26 protein-coding genes and 1 riboswitch are annotated in these 23,085 nt (G+C 68.6%); of the genes, 13 read left to right on the forward strand and 13 right to left on the reverse strand.

The annotated features are described in order from the left end of the window. Window positions 1–59 precede the first annotated feature (59 nt). A riboswitch (cobalamin riboswitch) is annotated at window positions 60–354 on the forward strand. Window positions 355–627: 273 nt separating this feature from the next. Then, a complete protein-coding gene (locus tag MUU77_RS00195; RefSeq protein ID WP_245094077.1) occupies window positions 628–2,964 on the forward strand; it encodes a ribonucleoside-diphosphate reductase subunit alpha in 2,337 nt (778 codons plus the stop codon). 49 nt (window positions 2,965–3,013) lie between these two features. Here MUU77_RS00195 and MUU77_RS00200 read toward each other — a convergent pair whose 3' ends face one another. Further along, entirely contained in the window at window positions 3,014–3,388 is a 375-nt protein-coding gene (locus MUU77_RS00200; RefSeq protein WP_245090106.1) for a four helix bundle protein, read from the reverse strand. 67 nt (window positions 3,389–3,455) lie between these two features. Here MUU77_RS00200 and MUU77_RS00205 point away from each other — a divergent pair, with 67 nt between their 5' ends. Continuing rightward, window positions 3,456–4,511, forward strand: coding sequence for a ribonucleotide-diphosphate reductase subunit beta (locus tag MUU77_RS00205; protein WP_245090109.1), 1,056 nt, complete (start codon window positions 3,456–3,458; stop codon window positions 4,509–4,511). 219 nt (window positions 4,512–4,730) lie between these two features. Continuing rightward, window positions 4,731–5,147: an acyl-CoA thioesterase gene (locus tag MUU77_RS00210; RefSeq protein ID WP_162109119.1), complete on the forward strand. Its 417-nt coding sequence runs from the start codon at window positions 4,731–4,733 to the stop codon at window positions 5,145–5,147. A gap of 6 nt (window positions 5,148–5,153) precedes the next feature. On the opposite strand, the gene MUU77_RS00215 is transcribed toward MUU77_RS00210, so the two are convergent. Continuing rightward, window positions 5,154–5,687, reverse strand: a complete 534-nt coding sequence (locus MUU77_RS00215) for a hypothetical protein (RefSeq protein ID WP_245090112.1) — start codon at window positions 5,685–5,687, stop codon at window positions 5,154–5,156. A gap of 167 nt (window positions 5,688–5,854) precedes the next feature. Between MUU77_RS00215 and MUU77_RS00220 the strand changes: the two genes are divergently transcribed. After that, window positions 5,855–7,132: a serine hydrolase domain-containing protein gene (locus MUU77_RS00220; protein WP_245090115.1), complete on the forward strand. Its 1,278-nt coding sequence runs from the start codon at window positions 5,855–5,857 to the stop codon at window positions 7,130–7,132. Here the strand turns inward: MUU77_RS00220 and MUU77_RS00225 are convergent. Continuing rightward, window positions 7,127–8,188, reverse strand: coding sequence for a linear amide C-N hydrolase (locus MUU77_RS00225; protein WP_245090118.1), 1,062 nt, complete (start codon window positions 8,186–8,188; stop codon window positions 7,127–7,129). The two genes, MUU77_RS00220 and MUU77_RS00225, sit on opposite strands and share 6 nt — an antisense overlap. Window positions 8,189–8,344: 156 nt before the next feature. Between MUU77_RS00225 and MUU77_RS00230 the strand changes: the two genes are divergently transcribed. From MUU77_RS00230 to MUU77_RS00240, 3 genes are all read left to right on the forward strand, one after another. Then, window positions 8,345–8,608 (forward strand): hypothetical protein, encoded by a 264-nt coding sequence (locus tag MUU77_RS00230; protein ID WP_345779067.1) that lies wholly within the window; start codon window positions 8,345–8,347, stop codon window positions 8,606–8,608. 9 nt (window positions 8,609–8,617) lie between these two features. Beyond that, window positions 8,618–9,469, forward strand: coding sequence for a formyltetrahydrofolate deformylase (gene purU / locus MUU77_RS00235; RefSeq protein WP_245090124.1), 852 nt, complete (start codon window positions 8,618–8,620; stop codon window positions 9,467–9,469). Window positions 9,470–9,662: 193 nt separating this feature from the next. Then, window positions 9,663–10,970, forward strand: a complete 1,308-nt coding sequence (locus MUU77_RS00240; RefSeq protein WP_245090127.1) for an amidohydrolase — start codon at window positions 9,663–9,665, stop codon at window positions 10,968–10,970. A gap of 138 nt (window positions 10,971–11,108) precedes the next feature. On the opposite strand, the gene MUU77_RS00245 is transcribed toward MUU77_RS00240, so the two are convergent. Beyond that, window positions 11,109–11,894 carry a TSUP family transporter gene (locus tag MUU77_RS00245; protein ID WP_245090130.1) on the reverse strand — a complete coding sequence of 262 codons (786 nt, stop codon included), beginning with the start codon at window positions 11,892–11,894 and terminating at the stop codon, window positions 11,109–11,111. Window positions 11,895–12,021: 127 nt separating this feature from the next. Between MUU77_RS00245 and MUU77_RS00250 the strand changes: the two genes are divergently transcribed. Both MUU77_RS00250 and MUU77_RS00255 read left to right on the forward strand, forming a co-directional pair. Further along, complete coding sequence (locus tag MUU77_RS00250; protein ID WP_245090133.1) at window positions 12,022–12,873, forward strand: DUF6624 domain-containing protein; 852 nt, start codon at window positions 12,022–12,024, stop codon at window positions 12,871–12,873. 42 nt (window positions 12,874–12,915) lie between these two features. Further along, entirely contained in the window at window positions 12,916–14,244 is a 1,329-nt protein-coding gene (locus MUU77_RS00255; protein ID WP_245090136.1) for an amidohydrolase, read from the forward strand. A 230-nt stretch (window positions 14,245–14,474) separates the two neighbouring features. Here MUU77_RS00255 and MUU77_RS00260 read toward each other — a convergent pair whose 3' ends face one another. The 4 genes from MUU77_RS00260 to MUU77_RS00275 all read right to left on the reverse strand — a co-directional run bounded on the left by MUU77_RS00260 (window position 14,475) and on the right by MUU77_RS00275 (window position 16,896). Continuing rightward, complete coding sequence (locus MUU77_RS00260) at window positions 14,475–14,858, reverse strand: YchJ family metal-binding protein (RefSeq protein ID WP_245090139.1); 384 nt, start codon at window positions 14,856–14,858, stop codon at window positions 14,475–14,477. Window positions 14,859–15,003: 145 nt separating this feature from the next. Continuing rightward, window positions 15,004–15,609 (reverse strand): GTP cyclohydrolase I FolE, encoded by a 606-nt coding sequence (gene folE / locus MUU77_RS00265; RefSeq protein WP_245090143.1) that lies wholly within the window; start codon window positions 15,607–15,609, stop codon window positions 15,004–15,006. A 131-nt stretch (window positions 15,610–15,740) separates the two neighbouring features. Then, window positions 15,741–16,289, reverse strand: coding sequence for a YdeI/OmpD-associated family protein (locus tag MUU77_RS00270; protein WP_245090146.1), 549 nt, complete (start codon window positions 16,287–16,289; stop codon window positions 15,741–15,743). A gap of 46 nt (window positions 16,290–16,335) precedes the next feature. Beyond that, on the reverse strand, window positions 16,336–16,896 hold the full coding sequence (locus MUU77_RS00275; protein ID WP_245090149.1) for an isochorismatase family cysteine hydrolase: 561 nt from the start codon (window positions 16,894–16,896) through the stop codon (window positions 16,336–16,338). Window positions 16,897–17,020: 124 nt separating this feature from the next. Between MUU77_RS00275 and MUU77_RS00280 the strand changes: the two genes are divergently transcribed. Continuing rightward, window positions 17,021–17,641 (forward strand): hypothetical protein, encoded by a 621-nt coding sequence (locus MUU77_RS00280; protein ID WP_245090153.1) that lies wholly within the window; start codon window positions 17,021–17,023, stop codon window positions 17,639–17,641. Window positions 17,642–17,655: 14 nt separating this feature from the next. Next, window positions 17,656–18,084, forward strand: coding sequence for a hypothetical protein (locus MUU77_RS00285; RefSeq protein ID WP_245090156.1), 429 nt, complete (start codon window positions 17,656–17,658; stop codon window positions 18,082–18,084). Here the strand turns inward: MUU77_RS00285 and MUU77_RS00290 are convergent. From MUU77_RS00290 to MUU77_RS00300, 3 genes are read right to left on the reverse strand one after another with little or no spacing between them, the layout of a single operon-like run. Continuing rightward, window positions 18,078–18,575 (reverse strand): YetF domain-containing protein, encoded by a 498-nt coding sequence (locus MUU77_RS00290; protein ID WP_245094079.1) that lies wholly within the window; start codon window positions 18,573–18,575, stop codon window positions 18,078–18,080. The two genes, MUU77_RS00285 and MUU77_RS00290, sit on opposite strands and share 7 nt — an antisense overlap. A gap of 30 nt (window positions 18,576–18,605) precedes the next feature. After that, window positions 18,606–18,947 carry a cupin domain-containing protein gene (locus tag MUU77_RS00295; protein WP_245090159.1) on the reverse strand — a complete coding sequence of 114 codons (342 nt, stop codon included), beginning with the start codon at window positions 18,945–18,947 and terminating at the stop codon, window positions 18,606–18,608. A 59-nt stretch (window positions 18,948–19,006) separates the two neighbouring features. Continuing rightward, window positions 19,007–19,513: a M48 family metallopeptidase gene (locus MUU77_RS00300; RefSeq protein ID WP_245090162.1), complete on the reverse strand. Its 507-nt coding sequence runs from the start codon at window positions 19,511–19,513 to the stop codon at window positions 19,007–19,009. Window positions 19,514–19,576: 63 nt separating this feature from the next. Between MUU77_RS00300 and MUU77_RS00305 the strand changes: the two genes are divergently transcribed. Together MUU77_RS00305 and MUU77_RS00310 are read left to right on the forward strand one after the other, a co-directional pair. Continuing rightward, on the forward strand, window positions 19,577–20,125 hold the full coding sequence (locus MUU77_RS00305) for a DUF2058 domain-containing protein (protein ID WP_245090165.1): 549 nt from the start codon (window positions 19,577–19,579) through the stop codon (window positions 20,123–20,125). A gap of 94 nt (window positions 20,126–20,219) precedes the next feature. Then, on the forward strand, window positions 20,220–20,939 hold the full coding sequence (locus tag MUU77_RS00310; RefSeq protein ID WP_245090168.1) for a class I SAM-dependent methyltransferase: 720 nt from the start codon (window positions 20,220–20,222) through the stop codon (window positions 20,937–20,939). A 45-nt stretch (window positions 20,940–20,984) separates the two neighbouring features. Here the strand turns inward: MUU77_RS00310 and MUU77_RS00315 are convergent, their stop codons facing one another. Beyond that, window positions 20,985–22,475 (reverse strand): serine hydrolase domain-containing protein, encoded by a 1,491-nt coding sequence (locus MUU77_RS00315; protein WP_245090178.1) that lies wholly within the window; start codon window positions 22,473–22,475, stop codon window positions 20,985–20,987. A gap of 160 nt (window positions 22,476–22,635) precedes the next feature. Then, the gene (locus tag MUU77_RS00320) at window positions 22,636–23,007 is read right to left on the reverse strand and encodes a YciI family protein (protein ID WP_245090180.1); all 372 of its coding nucleotides are present in this window, start codon (window positions 23,005–23,007) and stop codon (window positions 22,636–22,638) included. Between the last annotated feature and the right edge of the window lie 78 nt (window positions 23,008–23,085).

A 23,085-nucleotide genomic window follows, 5' to 3' on the forward strand; every position in this document is an offset into this window, starting at 1 on the left:
CCCCGCGTCGACATCTCCTGTTCCACACAACATTTGGTGTTGACGCTTCCCTACACCCCCACTATCTTGTGCCCGTCGGTTCCGGTGGCCGCAAGCCACGGGATTAAAACGGGAAGCCGGTGACGCGCTTGCGCCACTCCGGCACTGCCCCGCAGCGGTAATTGGGAACGAACCCGCCACCAGCACTGGGGCCTTGCCCTGGGAAGCGGCGGACTAGGAGAGGCAGGAACGAGGGAATAGAAACGAGGAACGAGAGAAGCCGCAGTGCGCTTTGACTCGTTCCTCGTTTCTCTCCACTCGTTCCTCGCCCCAGGCCCATGAGTCCGAAGACCTGCCGACAGCCGCGCGAAGCACAACGCGCGGTGCCGGCCGCGGAATCTCCGGGGGGAGAGGGCTGGCGAAGCAGGGCAGGCCGGCCTTCCGTCCGCGCGTCTTAGCCCCTGCGACGCCGCTTCCCCACTGTTGACCTCCATCCGGCCTTGCGCAGCCCCGCGAGGGACGGGCCGCCGCGTGCAACCCGCATGGAGGACTCTCGTGACCCAGACCGACACCGCCCTCGCCGACGCCGGCACGCTCCCGTCCCAGAAGGACGCGTTCTCGCTCACCCCGCCGCCCACCGCCACCGCCATGAGCGTGACCAAGCGCAACGGCAGCCGCGAACCGGTGGACCTCAACAAGATCGTGCGCGCGGTGCAGCGCAACTGCGAAGGCCTGCACGCCATCGACCCGATGCGCGTGGCCACCCGCACCATCTCCGGCCTGTACGACGGCGCCAGCACGCGCGAACTGGACGAACTGTCCATCCGCACCGCTGCCCTGCTGACCGGCGAAGAACCCGAATACAGCCGACTGGCCGCGCGCCTGCTGGCCGCCTACATCGCCAAGGAGGTCACCGGCCAGGAAATCCATGCGTTCTCGCAGTCGGTCACCCGCGGCCACGAGGTCGGCCTGATCAACGACCGCCTGCTGAACTTCGTGCAGACCAATGCGCGCAAGCTCAACGATGCGCTGGACGCCTCGCTCGACCTGCACTTCGACTACTTCGGCCTGCGCACGCTGTACGACCGCTACCTGCTGCGCCATCCGCACACGCGCAAGGTGATCGAGACGCCGCAGCAGTTCTTCCTGCGCATCGCCTGCGCGCTGAGCGAGGACGTGCCCGAAGCGCTGGCGCTGTACCGCCGCATGGGCCACCTGGACTACCTGCCCAGCTCGCCGACGCTGTTCAACAGCGGCACCACGCACGAACAGCTGTCCTCGTGCTTCCTGCTGGACTCGCCGCAGGACACGCTGGAATCCATCTATGCCCGGTACGGCGACATCGCCCAGCTGAGCAAGTTCAGCGGCGGCATCGGCGTGAGCTACACCCGGGTGCGCTCGCGCGGCTCGCTGATCAAGTCCACCAACGGCCACAGCAACGGCATCGTGCCGTGGCTGAAGACGCTGGATTCGTCCGTCGCGGCGGTCAACCAGGGCGGCAAGCGCAAGGGCGCGGCCTGCGTGTACCTGGAAACCTGGCACGCCGACATCGAGGACTTCCTGGAGCTGCGCGACAACACCGGCGACGAAGCGCGCCGCACGCACAACCTCAACCTGGCCAACTGGGTGCCGGACCTGTTCATGAAGCGCGTGGAGGCCGACCAGGACTGGTCGCTGTTCGACCCGCGCGTGGTGCCGGAACTGACCGACCTGTACGGCGCCGCGTTCGAACTGGCGTACACGCAGGCGGAACTGCAGGGCAAGGCGGTCAGGACGATCTCCGCACGCAAGCTGTACGGAAGGATGATGCGCACGCTGGCCGAGACCGGCAACGGCTGGATGACGTTCAAGGACAAGTGCAACGCGGCCAGCAACCAGACCCTGCGTGCCGGCAACGTCATCCACCTGTCCAACCTGTGCACCGAGATCCTGGAGGTCACCTCGGCCGAGGAAACGGCGGTGTGCAACCTGGGCTCGATCAACCTGGCCCGCCATTTCGACGAGGACGGTCATTTCGATTTCGACAAGCTGGCCGAAACCGTGCGCCTGGCCGTGCGCCAGCTGGATCGCGTGATCGACCTGAATTTCTATCCCATCGAGACCGCGCGCCGCGGCAACCTGCGCTGGCGCCCGGTGGGCCTGGGCTGCATGGGCCTGCAGGACGTGTTCTTCAAGCTGCGCCTGCCGTTCGACAGCGCCGAAGCGCGCGTCCTGTCGACCAAGATCGCCGAAACCATCTACTTCCATGCGCTGGAAACCTCGGTGGAACTAGCGCAGGAACGTGGCCGCCATCCGTCTTTCGCCGACACGCGGGCGGCGAACGGCGATCTGCAATTCGATGCCTGGAACATCACGCCGGAAAACACCGAGCGCTGGGACGCCCTGCGCGCGCGCATCAGGGAGCACGGGCTGCGCAACTCGCTGCTGATCGCCATCGCGCCCACCGCGACCATCGCCTCCATCGCCGGTTGCTACGAGTGCGTGGAACCGCAGGTATCCAACCTGTTCAAGCGGGAGACGCTGTCCGGCGACTTCCTGCAGGTCAACCGCTACCTGGTGGACGAGCTGAAGAAGCTGGGCCTGTGGACGCCCGAGATCCGCGACGCCATCAAGCTGGCGGAGGGCTCCATCCAGGGCATCGCGCAGATCCCCGAGACCCTGCAGCAGGTCTACCGGACCGCGTGGGAGCTGCCGATGCGTTCGCTGATCGACATGGCCGCCGCCCGCGGCGCCTTCATCGACCAGTCGGCCTCGCTCAACCTGTTCATGGAAAGCCCCAACATCGGCGCCCTGTCGTCCATGTACATGTACGCATGGAAACAGGGCATCAAGACCACGTACTACCTGCGCTCGCGCCCGGCCACCCGCATCGCCAAGACCACGGTCAGCACGGCCACGGCCACCGCGCCCAAGCGCGAGTACACCCCGACCGAGGCCATCTCCTGCTCGCTGGAGAACCCGGAAGCGTGCGAGGCCTGCCAGTAGGGCAGGAACGAGCGGTGAGGAACGAGGAACGAGTGGCGGCGGCCGCACCTTACCTGCGGCCCGTTTCCCCGCTGGGGGCTCGCAGTTTCCGGCGCAGGACGGTCAGCATGCGACTCACCTCGTCGATCAGACGGTATGCAGGCTGCAACGACTCGGCGGCCATCCAGCCCAGGCGTTCGCACAGGAGCAGTTGGGTGTGCAGTTCGGACAGGGATCCCTGGGCGATGGCAAAGAATTGCGCCTTTTCCCTGCGGGACTCGCGCGACCATCCTTCCGCGACATTGCTGGGAACCGATATGGCGGCGCGGGTGATCTGCCCGCGGATGCCGAAACGCTCTTCCGGCGGAAGACCCGTTGCGCACCGGCATGCGGACTCCGCCAGCTCCATCGCTTTCATCCAGATCACAGCATCCCGGTAGTGCATCCCTGCCCCCCTTCGATCAACCCATCGTGGTCCCCACCGGATCACGACACCTATCAGGAAACACCTCATGTCACTGCCGGAAAAAGCCTCACCACTCGTTTCTCGTTCCTCCTCACTCGTTCCTCGCCTCCTCGATCCAGGCTTCGAACTGACCCTGCGCCCGATGCGCTACCCGCAGTTCTATGACATGTATCGCGACGCCATCAAGAACACGTGGACGGTGGAAGAGATCAACTTCCAGATCGACATCACCGACCTGCATGCGAAGATGACGCCGGCCGACCGCCACCTGATCCACCGGCTGGTCGCCTTCTTCGCCACCGGCGACTCCATCGTGTCGAACAACCTGGTGCTGAACCTGTACCAGCACCTCAACGCGCCCGAGGCGCGCATGTACCTGTCGCGCCAGTTGTATGAGGAAGCGCTGCACGTGCAGTTCTACCTGACCCTGCTGGACAACTACCTGCCCGACCCGGCCGAACGCTTCAAGGCCTTCGCCGCGGTGGAGAACATCCCGGCCATCAAGAAGAAGGCCGATTTCTGCTTCAAGTGGATCGACAGCATCCAGGACATGAAGCGGATCCAGACCCGCGACCAGCGCCGGCAGTTCCTGCTCAACCAGATCTGTTTCGCCGCCTGCATCGAGGGCCTGTTCTTCTTTGCCGCCTTCGCCTACGTGTACTACTTCCGCTCGCGCGGCCTGCTGCCGGGCCTGGCGTCCGGTACCAACTGGGTGTTCCGCGACGAGAGCTGTCACATGGAGTTCGCCTTCGAATGCGTGCGCACCGTGCGCGAGGAGGAGCCGGACCTGTTCGACGACGTCATGCAGCAGCAGGTCTACGACATGCTGGAGGAGGCCATCGAGTGCGAGGTGCAGTTCGCCGAGGACGTGCTGTCCGGCGGCGTGGCCGGCATCTCCACCCGCGACATGCGCCAGTACCTGCAGCACTGCGCCGACCAGCACTTCGCCAAGCTCGGCATGCCCAAGCGCTACGACGTGCGCAATCCGCTGCCCTTCATGGAACTGCAGGACGTGCAGGAGCTGACCAACTTCTTCGAACGCCGCGTGTCCGCCTACCAGCTGGGCGTGCAGGGCGAAGTCGGTTTCGACCACGCGTTCTAACGCCGGCCCCTGCAGGAGCGACGTGAGTCGCGACCGCGGCAATGGGACCTCATGTCGCTGCGCCACCCCTGGAATGTCGGCAGCAGGCACAGCGTCACAGGTGACCCATCGGGTATCCCGGATCATTCGTTCATGCGGTCGCGACTCACGTAGCTCCTACACCAGCACGACATCCGGCGCGCTATGCTGCCGCCGGAAGCCCGCGACCGGAGCACCCGCATGACCGAACTGGCCAACGCCGAAGCGCGCCCGACCGAGGCGCGCCTGCTGCACATGGTCTTCCCCGACCACACCAACCACCTGGGCACGCTGTTCGGCGGCCAGGCGCTGGCGTGGATGGACATGTCCGCCTTCATCGTCGCCTCCCGCTACGCGCGCACCACCGTGGTCACCGCACGCTCGGAGCAGGTGGATTTCAACCAGCCCATCCACAAGGGCGACCTGGTGGAAGTGGTCGCGCGCGTGGTGAAGGTGGGCCGCAGTTCGATGAACGTCGACGTGGAAGTCATCACCGAGAACCTGCTGACCGGCGAGCGCAAGCTGTGCACGCGCGGGCATTTCGTGATGATCGCGCTCGACCCGCTGGGCCGGCCGACGCCGGCGCCGCCGTTGCCGCCCGCCATCGCGCAGGACTGACGCCGATTACAGGGTGGAGGTCGTCTCGCTGCCGGCCTCGGCCAGGATGCGCTGGGCCTGGCGTTTCTGCTCGGCCGACAGCGCGTGGACCACGACCGCCGAATCGCCCTCGCGCAAGGCGCCGAGCACCTTCATCACGTAGGCGTCGTGGTCCGGGCGAAGGGTGATCAGCCCGCCCAGCATCAAGCCGGCGATCGCGCCGAAGAAGAGCAGCACCGCCAGCGACAGCCACGGCGACTGGACGATCATCGGCACGGCCTGCATGCGCAGCACCGCATAGGCCAGCAGGCCGGCAAGCGCGCCGAACGCCCCGAGCTTGGCATGCGACCACAGCATGGTGCGGTAGATGCCATGGCTTTCCGGTTCCAGCTTGCGCCCCGGCCGCGCTTCCCCCGGCACCAGCACCTGCACCTGCCGCTCGGACAGATGCAGCGCCTCGCGCACCCGGTTCGCCTGCAGGCGGGCTACGGCGACACTGGGACAGATCGCCGCGACCTTGCTGTTGGAGACTTCCTCGGTGAAGAACACGGTCCCGGTCATGATCGGCTCCCGGTGTGGACGTGCCGCTACCGTGTCGCCGGCCGCGTTGCCGCGGAGTGAACAACGCGTCGAGCCCATGTTGGGCGTCTGGCCACGTTCATGCCCGGGCGATCCGATGGAAGGCGGGGTTGGCCGCGCTCGTCCGTCTCCTTTCCGCATGCCCCTCCATGCGCACGCCTCATGACGCCAGACGCCGCCCCCCTTCCCCGCAACGCCGCCGCTGGCTGTCCAGCGTGGCGGCGGCGCCGCTGGCCGCCCTGGGCTGGCCCCGTGTGGCCTCCGCCGCCGCCTGCGACGATGCCGCGGGCTGGATCCCGCCCGACGACTTCCTGGCCGACCTGCCCCGCCTGATGCAGGCCCTGCGGGTGCCGGCCATCGGCATGGCCGTCGTGGAGCGGGGCGAGGTGGTGTGGTCGCGCAACCTGGGCGAGACGAACGCGCAGACCCACGCGCCGGTGGCGGACGACACGCTGTTCGAAGATGCCTCGCTGAGCAAGCCGGTGTTCGCCTACCTAGTACTGCAACTGGCGGACCAGGGCGTGATAGACCTGGACGCGCCGCTGGTGCGCTATCGGCGGATGGACTATCTGGCCGACCATCCCTGGGTGGAGCGGGTCACCGCGCGCGACGTGCTGCGCCATTCCACCGGCCTGCCGAACTGGCGCAAGGATCCGGCCCACGAAAAGCTGGTGCCCGCCGTGAAACCCGGCACCCGCATCGACTACTCGGGCGAGGCGATCTTCTGGCTGCAGCTGGCGGTGGAGACCCTCACGGGCGAGAGCCTGGACGAATCGATGCAGCGCCTGCTGTTCGGACCGGCCGGCATGCGCGACAGCAGCTATACGTGGAGCGCCGATCTCGCCGCACGTTCGGTGTACGGCCATCGTGCCGTCGAGGACGAAGAAGCCGGCATGCCACCGCAGATGCTGCGCGACACATGGAATGCCGCGCAGGTGGTGGCCGATGGCTGGGACAGGCCGCTGTCCGCATGGCGTTACGAGGATGCCCGGCGTGCACTGCCCCAGGTGCAGGCCATCACGCCGAAGGGCCTGGTGAACTGGCCCGGCGACATCCTGGCCAACGCGGCCGCCAGCCTGCGCACTACGCCGGTGGATTACGCGCGCTTCATGGCGCTGATGGTGCGCACGCCGCGCGAACCGTGGCAGATCAGCGAGGCCACGCGCGCGGCGATGCTGATGAAGCAGATCGACGTGCCCGGCCGCTGGACCGACAAGGGCCTGGGCTGGAACCTGGAAGCCACCCCGCGCGGCCCGGTGTTCTACCACTCGGGCAGCAACGGCGGCATCTTCAAGAACTTCGCCCTGGGCGACGCCCGCGGCCAGCGTGCGCTGGTCGCGCTGACCAACGGTGGCAGCGGCAACGTGCTGTACCGGCGCGTGGTGCGCGCCGCCACCGGGCACGACCTGCTGGCCTTCGACCTATAGGCCCTGGAACACGAACGGTTCCGCCGGTCGGAAGTCCTTCACCGTGTTGCCGGCGAATACGTTGCGCTGGTCGGGGCCCAGGTCCAGCCGCAGCACCTTGCCGGTCTCCTTCGAGAAATCGATGTCCTTCAGGTCCACCCAGAAGGTGTTGGGCGTCAGTGCAGACTCGAAGAAATAGAGCCTGCGCTTGTGGTCGGCGACCGTGCGCCAGCGGGTGGAGGAGATGTTGGGTTCCTCCGGTGTATTGATGCCGAACGGCACCGACGCGTTGCGGATCACGCTGAAGACGCTGGCCAGCGCCTTCACCGGGTCCTCGCTCCTGGGGATCGCGTTGACGTAGAACGAGGCCCGCGCGAAGCGGTCCGCTGCGCGGTTGGTACCCGGCAACATCACCGTGCCGCCGATCTGCTTCCAGTACGCGTTGAGCGCCAGTTGCTGGTCGAACACCGGTGAGTTGGTCATCACCTGGTACTGGCGGCCGTGGTGGATCACCTGCTTGCCGCCGATGTACTCGACGATGGCGCTGTCGCCGCTGGCATCGGACATCGACAGGTGCAGGGTGGCCAGGCGGTCCTCGCCCGGCACCTTGTCGGTCACCACGGTGAAGGGCTGCGTGCGCAGGGCCTGGACGGCCTCCTTCACCGTGCCGTAGTTGTCCAGCACGTACTGCGCCCACGCCGCGATGCTCAGGCCCGGGCCGCGCCCGTCGTAGGCGGGGTATTCGGATTCCACCAGCCACAGCACGTTGGCGACCAGGCCCGCTTCGTTCATGCCGTCGGTGGTGGAAACCTCGTAGCCGGTGGCGATCACGCTGCCGTACTTCGACGTCCACGTCACCGAATTCAGGCCGGCCTGCCCCTGGCGGGCCATGCCGCGCGGGAATATCCACAGGTTCGTCGCCACGTCGGTCTTCCAGTCCATGGACCGGGCGGTGATCACGTCGTCGTGGGCGCCCAGGTAGACCAGGCGGGTACAGGCGTCGGCGGGGGGCGTGGCGGCCAGCGAGGACAGCAGGGTGGCGGCAAGCGCGAGCGGCAATACGAAGCGACGATCCATGACGACCTCCGTGGCAAGGTGATGTCGGGTGCGCGGCGGGTGCGCCCGCCCTTTATGCCGGCGGGTATGTTAAACAGCGGTCCCGTCCCCCGAGATGCTGCCATGGCCCTCCCCCTGCTGTCGCACCGTTCGTCCCTCCGCGCGCCATTCCTGGTGATGGGCATGCTGGCGCTCTCCGCCTGCGTCAGCACGCCCGGCCCGCAGGTGGCCGGCAGCGGCCGCTGCAGCGATGCCTCGCTGGGCTGGGCCGTGGGCCAGCCGGCGGACGAGGCCACCCTGCGCCGGCTGTCCAGCGAGAGCGGCGCCGGCCTGGTCAATCCCATCGGACCCGGCACCGTGGTCAAGCACGATGCGCGCAGCGACCGCCTGCGCGTGTACATCGACGCCGGCAACCGCATCACCGCGGCCCGCTGCGAATAAGCCCGCCCCATGCGCCGCGACCATATCCTCACGCTTTCGTGCCCGGACACCACCGGCATCGTCTACCGCGTCACCGGGCTGCTGTTCGATGCCGGCTGCAACATCCTGGATGCCCAGCAGTTCGGCGACGAGGAATCCGGCCGCTTCTTCCTGCGCGTGCACTTCGACCTGCCCGATGGCGTCCTGGCCGAAACGCTGCACGCGCGCTTCCAGCCGCTGGCCGATGCGTTGGCGATGGACTGGCAGCTGCACGACGCCCGCCGCAAGGCGCGGCTGATGGTGCTGGTGAGCAAGCAGGGACACTGCCTCAACGACCTGCTGTTCCGCGTGCACAGCCGGCAGCTGCCGGTGGAGATCGCCTGCGTGGTTTCCAACCACGCCGACTTCGCCCCGCTGGCGCAGTCCTACGGCGTGGCCTTCCATCACCTGCCGGTCACTGCTGACCACCGCGACGAACAGGAGCGGCGCATCATCGACCTGGTCGAGCGCGAACGGATCGACCTGGTGGTGCTGGCGCGCTACATGCAGATCCTCTCGCCGGCGCTGTGCGATGCGCTGGCCGGCCGCGCCATCAACATCCACCACAGCTTCCTGCCCAGCTTCAAGGGCGCCAAACCGTACCACCAGGCGCATGCGCGCGGGGTCAAGATCATCGGCGCCACCGCGCACTACGTGACGCGCGAGCTCGACGAAGGCCCCATCATCGAACAGGACGTGGCCCGCGTGGATCACGCGATGACGCCGAAAGAGCTGGTGCGCATGGGCAGCGACATCGAATCGCTGGTGCTCGCGCGCGCCGTGCGCCGCCATGTGGAGCACCGCATCCTGCTCAACGGCCATCGCACGGTGGTGTTCCGCTGAGGCGCGAACCGGCGTGGTGCGGGGCGTGCGGTGTGGGAGCAAGGTCGGTCGCGGAGCGTTTCATGCCGGTCGCGGAGGAGCATCGCGACGGGCGTCGCTCCCACAGTACCGCAGCCGCTCTCATGCCTTAGCATCATTGGACGCATCGCGGGGGCGCGCTAGCATCGTGCTCCCCATTCCATCGGATGCCGCCATGCTCCGCGCCCACCGCCTGTTCGCCGCCCTGCTCGTCGCCACCGCCGCACTGGCCGGTGCCGACGCCCGCGCACAGGACGCCACCGCGCTGGCTGCGCTCGAACGCGCGCAACCGCAGCTGGTGCAATGGCGCCGCGACTTCCACCAGCATCCCGAGCTGGGCGAGCAGGAAGTCCGCACCGCCAGGCGCGTCGCCGACCACCTGCGCTCGCTGGGGCTGACGGTCCGTACCGGCGTCGGCAAGACCGGCGTGGTCGCGGTGCTGAAGGGCGCGAAGCCGGGACCGCGCATCGCTTTGCGCGCCGACATGGACGCGCTGCCCGTCACCGAACAGACGGGCCTGCCGTTCGCCTCGAAGGTGAAGGCCGAGTACCGCGGCCAACCGGTCGGCGTGATGCACGCCTGCGGCCACGATGCGCATGTCGCCATCCTGATGGGCGTGGCGCAGGCGCTGGTCGCGGCGAAGGACGAACTGGCCGGCGAAGTGATGTTCGTCTTCCAGCCGGCGGAAGAAGGTCCGCCGGTCGCGGGCGAGGTGTTCGGCGCGGCGTTGATGCTGCAGGAGGGCGTGTTCGAGGACTTCACCCCGGACGCCGTGTTCGGCCTGCATGTCTGGGCCGGCCTGCCGGTGGGCAGCGTGGGCTACCGCAGCGGGCCACTGCTGGCCGCGGCGGACGAATGGTCGCTGGTGGTGAAAGGCAGGCAGACGCACGGTTCGCGTCCGTGGGACGGCGTGGACCCGATCACCCTGGGCGCGCAGATCCTGCTGGGCACGCAGAGCATGATCGCGCGCCAGGTGAACATCGCCACCAGTCCGGTGGTGCTGACCGCCGGCCAGTTCCAGGCCGGCGTACGCTTCAACATCATCCCCGACGAAGCCACCCTGGTCGGCACGCTGCGCACCTTCGACCCTGCCGTGCGCGAGGACGTGATCGCACGCTTCCGCCGCATCGCCGACGACTACAGCCATGCCAGCGGCGGCAGCGCCGAGCTGAAGGTCGCCAACAACGCGCCGGCCACCATCAACCAGCCCGCGCTCACCCAGCGCGTGCGGCCTTCGCTGGAGAAGGCGGTCGGCGCGGCGAACGTGGTGGAGATGCCGCTGGTGACGGTGGCCGAGGACTTCTCGCAGTTCGCCAACACGGTACCGGGCTTCTACTTCTTCGTCGGTGCGACGTCGAAGGGCATCGATCCGGCCACCGCGCCGATCAACCACTCGCCGCAGTTCCTGCTGGACGAACAGGCGCTGCAGACCGGCAGCCGGGCGATGCTGCAGGTGGCGCTGGACTATCTCGGCACGCGCTGATCGAGAGTGGAGGTGGGAGCGACGCAAGCCGCGAGCTTTTCGTGGGGTCCAGGCAGGAGCATCGCGACGCAGGTCGCCCCCCCATGCTTTTGCCGGCGCCGTGCCGATGTCTTCCTCCCCGCCTGGCAGGGCGAGGGATCAGAGCCCCATCCACACCCGCAACGGATGCTGCGGGTCGGCCAGCAGGCGGATCGCCAGCGCGATCGACACGGTGACCAGCAGCGGCTTGATGATGCGGGCGCCCTGCCTCATCGCGAAACGCGAACCCAGCTGCGCACCCAGGAACTGGCCCGCCCCCATCAGCAGGCCGATCTTCCACAGCACCGCGCCATGGACGAGGAACACGGCGAACGCACCGACGTTCGAACCGAAGTTGAGGAACTTGGTGTGCGCGGTCGCCTTGAGGATGCCGAAGCCGGCCAGGGCCACGAAACCCAGCATCAGGAACGAGCCGGTGCCCGGGCCGAACACGCCGTCGTAGAAGCCGATCGCCGGCACGAAGGTCAGCGCGAACACCTGCGGGCGCATGCGCTGGTGGCGATCCACGTGGCCGATGTCGGGTTTCAGGCCGAAGTACACGGCAATGCCGACCAGCAGGAACGGCAATGCCCACTTCAGCCAGTCCACCGGAATGACCGTGGCCAGCAACGCACCGCCTACCGCGCCCAACGCCGCGGTCAGCACCATCGGCAGCTGGCCCTTGAGGTCGACGTGCCCATGGCGCGCATAGGCCCAACTGGCCGACCCCGATCCGAACAGCGACTGCAGCTTGTTGGTGCCCAGCACCTGCAGCGGCGGAATGCCGGCCAGCAGCATGGCGGGAATGGTGATCATGCCCCCACCGCCGGCGATGGCATCGATGAAGCCCGCCAGCATCGCGGCGAGGAACAGCAGCAGGAACACCTGCAGGGCGAGGTCGGGCATGGAATGGCGGAGGTGGTGGATGGCATCGCCCGTGACGACGCGGCGGTGCGGATGCGTGTGTATTCTAGGGCTTCCTCCATCGCCAAGGATGATGACGGTGCACACGCCGGGAATCCTGATCGCATGCATGGGTCTTTGCCTCGCGGCCGTAGCGCAGGCCAGCGACTATCGCAGCGCGCTCGCCGCCTACAGGGCGAAGGACTACCCCACCTGCGCGCGCCTGTATGGTCAGCAGGCGGACCGCACGCCGCCGGTCCGCGGCGCCGCCTACGACGCGGCATGCTGCCTGGCCCTGGCCGGCGACAAGGAAGCGGCCCTGGCCCGATTGGCCGCCACGCCCTCGGATCTGCTGCGCAGCCATATCGCCGACGATGCCGATCTGGCGTCCTTGCACGATGATCCGCGCTGGACGGCCTTGCTCGCGCGCCATCGCCGCGACATGGCGGCCGAGATGTCCGGCCGCGACGATGCCCTGCTGGAGGAATTGCAGCAGCGGGTCGACAGGGATCAGGACGCGCGCAACCAGGCCATGCAGGCTCCCACCGACCCGGTGCTCGCCGCCAAGCTGGGCGAGGTCGATCGCGACAACACCACCTGGCTGAAGGCCTACCTGGACGCGAACGGATGGCCCGGCTACGACAAGGTGGGCCGCAGCGGCAGCATGGGATTCTTCCTGCTCGCCCAGCATGCCGATCACGACCCTGCCTTCCAGGAACAGGTCCTGGCGATGCTGCAGGAAGCCGTTGAACGGGGACAGGCCTCGGGCATCCACCTGGCCTACCTGACCGACCGCGTGCGGATCGCCCAAGGCAGGCCGCAGCTCTACGGTACCCAGTTCCACACCGTGGAAGGCGTGCTGCAGCCCCGCCCCATCGAGGATCCGGAGCATGTGGAGGCGCGCCGGGCCGCCCTGGGCATGCCCTCGTTGGCCGAATACACCGCGGACATGCAGGACATGTACGCGACACCGAAGAAGTAACGCACTACTGTCTGATCCCTCGACCCTTTGCCGGACATCGCCATGCCCAACCCTCTGCTGCTTTCCGTCATCGCGCTGGCCATCGCCTCGCTTGCCCCCACGGCCGCCGCGCAGGATGCCCCGCCCACGCAGCGGCCCGAGGTCATCGCCGCCGGCAAGGCGATGCAGCAGCAGGTGATCGGCTGGCGGCGGCATTTCCACCAGTACCCGGAACTGTCCAACCGCGAGGAGCAGACCGCCAGGCGCGTGGCCGAGGAGCTGCGCAAGCTGGGCCTGCAACCGCGCACCGGCATCGCGCACCACGGCGTCACCGCGCTGATCAAGGGCGGCAGGCCCGGCCCGCGCATCGCGCTGCGCGCCGACATGGACGCGCTGCCGGTCACCGAGCGCAACAGCCTGCCGTTCGCCTCCAAGGCCACAGCGACGTACCGCGGCGAAACCGTCGGCGTGATGCACGCCTGCGGCCATGACGCGCATACCGGCATCCTGCTGGGCGTGGCGAAGGCGCTGGTCGGCATGCAGGACAGCCTGCCAGGCGAAGTGCTGCTGGTATTCCAGCCCGCCGAGGAAGGCGCGCCGGCCGGCGAGGAGGGCGGCGCGGCGCTGATGCTGAAGGACGGCGTGTTCCGCGACTTCAAGCCGGAGGCGGTGTTCGGCCTGCACGTGTTCTCGTCGATCCCGGTCGGCCAGATAGGCGTGCGCCAGGGACCGCTGATGGCGGCGTCGGACAGCTTCACGTTGAAGGTGGTGGGCCGGCAGACGCACGGCTCGCGGCCCTGGGGCGGCGTGGACCCGATCGTGGCGATGGCCGACGTGATCGGCACCACCCAGACCATCGTCAGCCGGCGCACCGACATCTCCAGGCTGCCGGCCGTGGTCAGCTTCGGTGCGATCAAGGGCGGCATCCGCTACAACATCATCCCCGACGACGTGGAAGTGGTGGGCACCATCCGCACCTTCGACGAAGGCATGCGGCAGAAGATCTTCGCCGACCTGAAGAACGTGGCCACCCACGTCAGCGCCGCGCACGGCGCGAAGGTGGAGGCCAGCGTGCCCGACAACGACGGCAATCCGGTCACCGTCAACGACCCGGAACTGACCGCGCGCATGCTGCCCAGCCTGCAGGCGGCGGTGGGCGCGGACAACGTGATCACCCCGCCCCTGCAGATGGGCGCGGAGGATTTCTCGTTCTACGCGCGCGAAGTGCCCTCGATGTTCTTCTTCGTCGGCAGCACGGCCCAGAGCATCGACCCGGTCACCGCGCCCAGCAACCACTCGCCCGAGTTCATGCTGGACGAGGCCTCGCTGGACGTGGGACTGCGCGCATTGCTGCAGGTGACGCTGGACTACCTGGAGAAGCCGAAGGGCTGAACGCTCTTTCCCTCTCCCTGCGAAGCGGGGAGAGATAAGGGGCCGCAGGCGGGAGAGGGGGAGAGCGGAGACTCGATGTCGCGAGCATCCGCGCTCCGGCAGCATCCGATTCCGCACAGCGAACACCACGCGCTTCACGTCCGCGCGCGCCCCTCATCCGGCCCCGTATCGAGTACGGGGCAGGCTCTTCGGCCACCTTCTCCCCGCCACACGGGGAGAAGGGATCAAGCTCACCGGTGCTCGCCGTCCAGGTACAGCCATCGTCCGTCGAGGCGGACGAAGCGGCTGCGCTCGTGCAGGCGCACGGCGCTGCCGCCGCCGATGCGGTAGCGGGCGACGAACTCGACCTCGGCCGTATCCGGACCGGTGACACGGTGCTGCTTCACCGACAGGCCCAGCCACGCAGTGCGGGGCGCGCCGGGCGCATCCAGGCCGAGTTCGGCCGGACGGGTATCGGGATGCCAGGTCGCGCGCAGGTAGTCCGCGTTGGCGGTGACGAAGGCGCTGTAGCGCGAGCGCATCAGCGCTTCGGCGTCGGGGGCGGGCTCGCCGGCGTGGTAGCGGCCGCAGCAGGCGGCGTAGGTACGGCCGGTGCCGCAGGGGCAGGGGTTCATGGCATCGCTTCACTGTAGGAGCGACGTGAGTCGCGACCGGGCACCCTCAGGCAACGGGACGGCGGAATCCTTGAGATGAGCAAGCCGATGGACAGTGACGTCATGCGGTCGCGACCTATGTCGCTCCTACAACATCGGCACGCACTCAACGCTTGCCGTGGCCCGTCTCGATGAAGCGCAGGAACTCGGCGCGCGTGCGCGCATCGTCGCGGAAGGCGCCCAGCATCTTGCTGGTCACCATGCTGACGCCGCGCTTGTGCACGCCACGGGTGGTCATGCATTCGTGCGCGCCATCGACCACGACGGCCACCCCGCGGGGCTGCAGCACGTCCTGGATGCACTGCGCGATCTGCGCGGTCATCTTCTCCTGCACCTGGAAGCGGCGCGCATACACGTCCACCACGCGCGCCAGCTTGCTGATGCCCACCACCTTGCCGTCCGGCAGGTAGCCCACGTGCGCGCGGCCGATGATCGGCGCCATGTGGTGCTCGCAATGGCTTTCGAATTCGATGTCGCGCAGCACGATCATCTCGTCGTAGCCGGCGACCTCTTCGAACGTGCGCGCCAGGTACTCGCGCGGGTCCATCTGGTAGCCGCTGAACCAGTCGCGGTAGGCCTTGGCCACGCGCTTGGGCGTGTCCAGCAGGCCTTCGCGCGTGGGATCCTCGCCCGCCCATTCCAGCAGCACGCGCACGGCGTCCTCGGCCTGCGCCTGGGTCACCTTGCCGGTGTTCTCGTCGGAATGGCTCATCGCATGGACTCCTGCGGGGGGCGTGGAGGATAACCCATCGGACCTCCCGCGACCCGGACCGGTCGGGTGATCGATGCCTGGGCTGATACGGACGAGGCGACGCGCCGGATGCAGCGTCGCAGGCGGCATGGCTACTCCGCCGCGGCGGGGGCGCCCATCGCGCCACGGCTGTACATGCCGGAGCGGTCGAAGCAGCACGCGCGGCGCTTGCCGGAGGCCAGCATGTCGCAGGCGGTGGCGATGCGCTTGACCCGCGTCTCGGCCTTCTTGCCCGAGGTGATCCAGTGGATCCAGTCGCGGCGCGCCACCGCGGTCAGGCTGTTCCATACCGCCTTCGCCTCGGGTGCGGCCGCCAGGGCCTTGCGGACATCGGCCGGCACCACCGGCTCGGGCTCTTCCTTCACCGGCGCGATCGCCAGATCGACCCGGTCGCCGGCGACGACACCCGCGGACACCCGCAGCGCCTGCTCCACCTTCAGCCAATGACTGCCTTCTCCGTCCGGCTGCAGCGTGGCCTGGAACGGCTGGCCCGCCAGCGTGCCCTCCACCGTCACCAGGCTGCGCGTGGGCAGCTTCGCGCTGGCCGCGGCGGGCACCCGCAGGAAGGTCCACGCCGCTGCTTCCGGTTCGGCCGGACGTTGCAGCGTGGCGGAGAAACGGATCACGGTGGAGGCGCTCATGGCCGCATGGTACCGGCCGGCAGGGCGCGTGTGGGCTCGCGGACCGTCATGCATCATCGGGGAACAGGCCCGCCACCGCGCCTACCGCGCCCACCTGCGCGCCCAGTCCGACGGCCATCACCTGCAGGGCATGGCGACGCCGTGCGGGGGTGATCGCGGCCACGGCGTCCTGCGGCACCCAGACCGCGTACTCGCGCATGTTGGCGCCCTGCGCGGTGGCCAGTACGCAGGAATCGGCGGACACGCCGGTCAGCACCAGCCGGCGCACGCCCAGCTTGGCCAGCAGGATGGCCAGCGGCGTGGCGAGGAAGCCGGAATGCTTGGGCTTGAGCACGTGATAGTCGTGCGGGCGCGGCGCCAGCTGCCGCACGATCGCCGCAGATGCGCCGCCGGCTTCGCGGCAGGCGGCCACCAGGTCGCCGAACTGCCCCTGCCAGTGCGAGAAGTTGTCGTTCACGTAGATCGTGGGCGCGCCGGCCGCGTCGAAACGCGCACGCAGCTGCCCGATGCGCGGCACGATGGCCCGCGCCGCCTTCGCCAGACGGTCGCCGCCCTCGAAGTCGAACAGGTTCACCATGTCCAGCACCAGCAAGGCGGTGTCGCTCATCGCTCTTTCCCGTGCCCCGGCGCGCGTTTGGACTTGTGAACGTCGTGCATGCGTGGCCCTCACCTCGCGTTTGCGTACATGCGCCTAAAACAGGGACTCCTTCCAACCCCCACGGAGTCTAGCCATGGCGCGTTCCGCCAGTGTCAACACCGACCAGGTCCATGAACTGCTGCTGCAGGCGCTGGAAACCGAGCGCGGCGGCATCCAGATCTATACCACCGCGCTCAAGGCCGCCGTCAACGACGACCTGAAGAAGGAATGGGGCGAGTATCTGGAAGAAACACGCACGCACGAGCAGGTGCTCACGCGCGTGTTCGAGCAGTTGGATCTGGATACCGAAGCCGTGTCGCCGGGTCGCCAGGTGGTGGCGCACCTGGGCGCCTCGCTGGTCGAGGCCATCGAGATGGCGATCAAGCACGACACCCCGGAAGCCGCCCAGCTGGTGGCCGCCGAGTGCGTGGTGCTGGCCGAAACCAAGGATCACCAGAACTGGGAACTGATCGGCAAGGTCGTGGAACAGGGCGGCGCCCTGGCCAAAGTGCTGGAGCCGGCCTACAAGGCGGTGGAAAGCGACGAGGACCACCACCTGTACCACACCATGGGATGGGGCCGGGAACTGTGGATCCAGTCGCTGGGCATGCCGGCCGTGCTGCCGCCGCCGGAAGAGGTCAAGAACGTCGAGACCGCCATCGGCGCCTCGCGCGCCGAGCAGAGCCGCGAGCAGATGCTCGGGCGCAAGCATTGAGCCGCGGACGCCCCGTGCCGCGCGATGACCCTTCAGGTCCCCGGGGCCGCCTCGCCGAGGCGGTCCCGGTCGATCCGGCGCTGCTGACCTTCGGCATCGATGTGTTCCAGGCGGTGATGACCGGTGCTATGCCCGTGGACGAGTACGACGGAGACGACCTGCCCTGCCTGGGCATGAGCGCCATCACCCGGCAGGTCAGCGGGCACGGCCTGACCCCGCAGGAGGAGACCTCGCTGGTCATGCGCGTGGTCGCCTTTGGCGAGCTGCTGGGCCAGGCCGAGCACGATAGCCGCATCGCCGGCCACATCGCGCCGGCCCATGCCGGCGGCTACCAGATCACCACCGCGTTCCTGCAGGCGGCGGCGGGCGCCGACATCGTGCAGCGCGCCGACGGTGGCTTCGCCTACGATCTGGAGAGCGTCGCCGCGCGACTGGTTCACTGATCGGCGGAGGCATCGCGTTCCTTGCGGCGGACGAAGGTGATCTCGCCGGACGACTCCAGCACCGCCAGCGCGATGTCCCCCAGCGTGGCGTAGCCCGCCGAGCGCCGCGCGATGGCGAAGTCCTCCTCGCTCATCGACTGCCGCGCCAGCTCGTCGCGGAACAGATGGCCGTGATGCACCAGGATCACCGGCCTGCCCTCCACCATCCTGTGGAAGCGCTGCGAGCGCGCGGACAGCTTGCCGACGGTCCAGTTGAGGGACAGCAGGGTCGCCGCCAGGATCAGCCCGCCGAGCAGCGAGGTGTCCTCGCCGATCAGGGAGTTCTGCACGGCGGTACCCAGCAGCACCACCACCAGCAGGTCGAACGGGGTGAACTGGCCCACCGTGCGCTTGCCGCTCAGCCGCACCATCACCAGCACCACGACATAGACGGCGGTCGCCCGCAGCACGAACTCCCACCACGGCATGCCCAGTTCGAACAGGCTGCGCACCACACTGTCCATGTCATCCCCTCCTCTGCATCAGGACTCGCCCGCCGGACGTTCCTCGCCCTCGGCGGTATAGGCGGGCGGGGAATAGAAGTTCACCGTCTTCAAGGGCGCGCGGCCCGTAGCGCGGATCTCGTGCCGCTCGCCGCGTTCGATCAGCAACAGGCTGCCGGGCCGCAGCGCGCGCCGCGCGCCTTCCACAATGGCCATGCCGCGGCCGGATGCCACGAACAGCCACTGGTCCGCGCCCCGATGACGGTTGTCGGGCCCCCCTTCGCGTCCGCCGGGCGGAATGACCATCTGCGCAGCCTGCACGCCATGGGCCTGGAAGAGCGGAAGGAAGCCGATGCCCATGCGCAGGTGCCTGGATTTCATGTGCCTGCCTCGCGTTGCCGGGGGACGTGCAGCATCCGCGCCCGCACGTGCAGGCCCCGTCAACGCGCGGCGGTACCCACGCTGTCCAGATGCGTCAGGTACAGCCGCAGGTCCAACTCCAGCCGGTGGTAGTCCGGCTCCATGTGCGCGCACAGGGCGTAGAACGCCTTGTTGTGTTCGGCTTCCTTCAGGTGCGCCAGTTCGTGCACCACGATCATCTTCAGGAACTCGGCCGGGGCGTCGCGGAACACGCTGGCGATGCGGATCTCGCGGCTGGCCTTCAGGCGGCCGCCGTGCACGCGCGAAATGGCGGTTTGCGTCCCCAGTGCGTGCTTCATCACCTGCAACGTGCTGTCGTAGGCCACCTTGCCCAGCGGCACCGCGCGGCGCAGGTACCGTTCCTTCAGCGCCTGCACGTAGTCGTACAGCTGGCCGTCGTTGCGCACCGTGTGCGCTTGCGGGTATCTGTCGGCCAGCATCGTGCCAAGCCGGCCCTGTTCGATCAGCGCACGCACGCGGTCCTGCAGGTCCTGCGGGTAGCCGGCGAGGTAGGTGAGCGGTTCCATCGGGACGGGGAGGCAGCGGTGCGGGACGGGTATCATGCCGCCAAATCCCCAAGGAACCCCGCGATGGCGAAGGGAAACCCGCTGCAGGAACAGCTGCTCAAGGCCGGGCTGGTGAAGAAGTCCAAGCTGGCCGAGGTGGCGCGCGAGCAGCACAAGGCCCGCCACGGCAAGGCGGCACCGGCGCCCAGCGAGATCCAGCGCGAAGCCGAGCGGGCGCGCGCGGAGAAGGTCGAGCGCGACCGTGCCCTGGAGGCCGGACGCAGGGCGCAGGCCCGCGCGGCGGAACTGCATGCGCAGGCGCGCCAGATCATCCAGGACCGCAAGCTGCCGCGCGGCGGCGTGGTGGAGTACCGCTTCACGGTCGATGGCGCCATCCGCACCCTGCTGGTGGACGACGATGCGAGGAAGAAGCTGTCCACCGGGGCGCTGGTCATCGCGCGCCTCGACGACCGCTACGAACTGCTGCCGCGCGTGGCGGCCGAGAAGGTGCGCGAACGCGATGCCGCACTGATCGTGCTGGACCACGGCCAGCCGGATGGACACGAAGCGGCCACCTCCGAAGACGATGCGTACTACGCGCAGTTCAAGGTCCCCGACGACCTGATGTGGTGAGGGCGGGCGCATCGCGGGGGCGCGGTGGCGACACCCCGCCGCGGGGGACTTGACGACCCGTGTAGGGTGGAATGAGGCCACCGCGGAAACCGCCATGCAGCAGCACGAACTCGACGCCCTCTTCGACCAGCAGGCCGCCGGCTACGACGCACGCTGGGTGCGCATGGCGCCCATCCGGGACAGCCTGCTGTTCCTGATCGACACCGTGTTCGCCACCCTGCCGGACGATGCCCATGTGCTGTGCGTCGGCGCCGGCACCGGGGCCGAGATCGGCCACCTGGCCCGGCGCTTTCCGCGCTGGACCTTCCTCGCCCTGGATCCGTCCACGCAGATGATCGCCGCCTGCCGCGAGCGCGCCGTGCGCGAAGGCTTCGCCGACCGTTGCCGGTTCCATGCCGGCGTGGTGGAAACGCTGCCGGAGGAGGCCGCGTTCGACGGGGCCACCTGCCTGCTGGTCTCCCAGTTCCTGCTGGATCCGGACGTGCGCACCGCCTTCTTCGCCTCCATCGCGCACCGGCTCCGGGCTGGCGGCACGCTGGTGTGGGCCGACCTGGCCTGGGATACGGAGGCGTCCGACTATCCGGCGATGCTGCGGCTGTGGATGGAAACCATGTCCGGCGCCGGCCTGGACGCGGCCGCCCTCGAACAGATCCGCGCCAACTACGCCCGCGATGTCGCCATCCTCCCGCCGGATCGCGTGGCCGCGCTGGCGGAAGCCGGCGGCTTCGCGCCCCCCTTGCGCTTCCACCAGGCGGGGATGATCCACGGATGGTGCGCGAAGAAGAAGGGCTCGTCCGTATCGTCGCCAGCGTGAAGATCCACGCGATCCGGCACGCGGGCCTGCCCGGTGCCGCTCGCCCTAGCGCAATCGCCTGCCGGTGTCGCCGTACAGCTGGATTGTCGTCGCTTCGCCTTCGCCATCGAAACTGGCGCGCACGCCGGTATCGGCATGGATGAAGGCGCGGGGCGGGCCCTTGATGGGGCTGAGCCGATAGCGGTCGCCGTTGGGGAATACCAGCGTCAGTACACCGGCCTCGGTCACCACCTCCACCACCGGGCCATCCTCGAAGCCGTAACGGCCGGTGAGCGACTGCAGGACGGCGGCCGGCGGCGTCGCCGCCCTTTCCACCCGGGTGGGCCCGAAGCTCGGCCACCCGTAGGTATCCGACACGGCGGCGAAGAATTCCATCCCCAGGTCCATGCCGCTGTCGGCGTTGGTCATGAACACCGCCCCGTCGCCACTGCGCAGATTGAGCGTCATTCCGGCGCGGTAGCCGACCGTGCCGCCGTAGTGGGTCAGGAACACCTGCTCGCCATCGCCGATCAGACGGAAGCCATAGGCATGCTCTTCGAAAGGCCGGGCCAGCAGCTCGCGGATGCCCGCTTGGGCGAACACCGTGCTGGTGCCAAGCCAGCCCTTGCGCAACTCGATCAGCAAGGTGGCCAGATCGGCGGGCGTGGCCCACAGGCCCGCCGCCGCCTGTTCGGGATGGGCGTGCCAGCCCCCGGGCACCGGCTGGCCATCGGCCCGGTGGCCGCGCGCGACATGCTCGGTCCCTTCACCCGGCACCGGCTGGCTGAAATCGGCATGGCGCATGCCCACCGGCCCGGTCAGCCAGGTGCGCATCAACGACTCGAAGGGTCGCTCGAGGTGCTGCTGCAGGGCGATCTCGGCCACGGTGTAACCGGGACCGGAGTAGCGCAAGGTGGTGCCCGGCACCTCCAGCACTTCCGCCTTGCGTGCATTGGACGGCGGCAGGCCCTGCACGGTCTGCAGGTCGGTCGGCAGGACGGCGTGGCGTGGGTAGCCCTCGTACCCTCCGGGGGTGACGCCCGCGGTGTGGGCGAACAGGTGGCGCAGGGTCACCCGATGTCCGGCGTCCTGCCGACCGGCCGGCAGTTTCCACGGCGCCAGATACGTATCCACGTCGGCATCCAGATCGATCGCGCCCGCCTGCTGCATGCGCCATGCGGCCAGGACGGTGGCAGGCTTGGCCAGCGAGCCGGCCTGGAACAGACTGCGGCAGGTGGCGGACGCGCCCCCGGCCTGCTGCCGGCCCCACGCGGCGCTCCAGTCCAGCACGCCTGCACGGATCACCGCCACCGAGAACGCCGGCACGCGATGTGCGGCCATGCGCGACTGCACGGGTGCAGGCGCCGTCTCACCGCTGAACATCACGCGCGGCAGCAGGCCCTGGGCAACCCGGTCCCGCCGCGCCTGCGCGTCCGGCGCGGTAAAGCACGCCTCGGGTGAACCCGCTGCGGACTCGGCCGACGCCAGGGTGGGCATCGTCAGTACGCCGGGCACCAGGCCGGCCAGCACCCACGGGATGGTGCGGAAACGGGTCATGCGGACTCCGGCAAGGGACAGGACCGGGCCGAGGGTGCATGGATGCAGCGGCGCGGGCAATCGCAGCCGACGGAACAGGACCTGCGGGGGACGAAACGCGGGCCAGGCCGACGAAGTCGCCCATCCGCAGCCGCCGGACGCGTCTTGCGCACCGCCGTCTTCAGCGCGTCATGAAGAATTCGATGGGGATCAGCTCCACCGCCCAGCCCGCATCTTCGCCCAGGGTGGCGGCAGGATGCAGGGACGCAAGGCGCAGCGCCTGGTCATGGTCGTCCGCCTCGATGATGAACAGCCCGCCCACCACTTCCTTGGATTCGGTGTAGGGCCCGTCGCTGACCTGCGTCCTTCCGTTGCGGGGGCGCAGCGTGGCCCAGCCGGCCACGTCGCCCAGCGATGCGGACAACAGCACCTTGCCGGTGGCACGCATCTGCGCGTCCAGCGCGGGGCACTGGCTCACCAGGCGCTCGACATCGTCGCGCGCCATTGCCGCGAACTTGTCCGGGGCGAAGTAGGCAAGGCCGAGATATTTCATGCGCATTCCTCGAGGCTGGGGTCGTATGGACGACGAAGCCGGCAACTGCGGATCGACAGCCTTTTGTTCCGGTACCGT

It is taken from the genome of Pseudoxanthomonas sp. F37, from assembly GCF_022965755.1.
In the GTDB taxonomy this organism is placed as follows: domain Bacteria; phylum Pseudomonadota; class Gammaproteobacteria; order Xanthomonadales; family Xanthomonadaceae; genus Pseudoxanthomonas_A.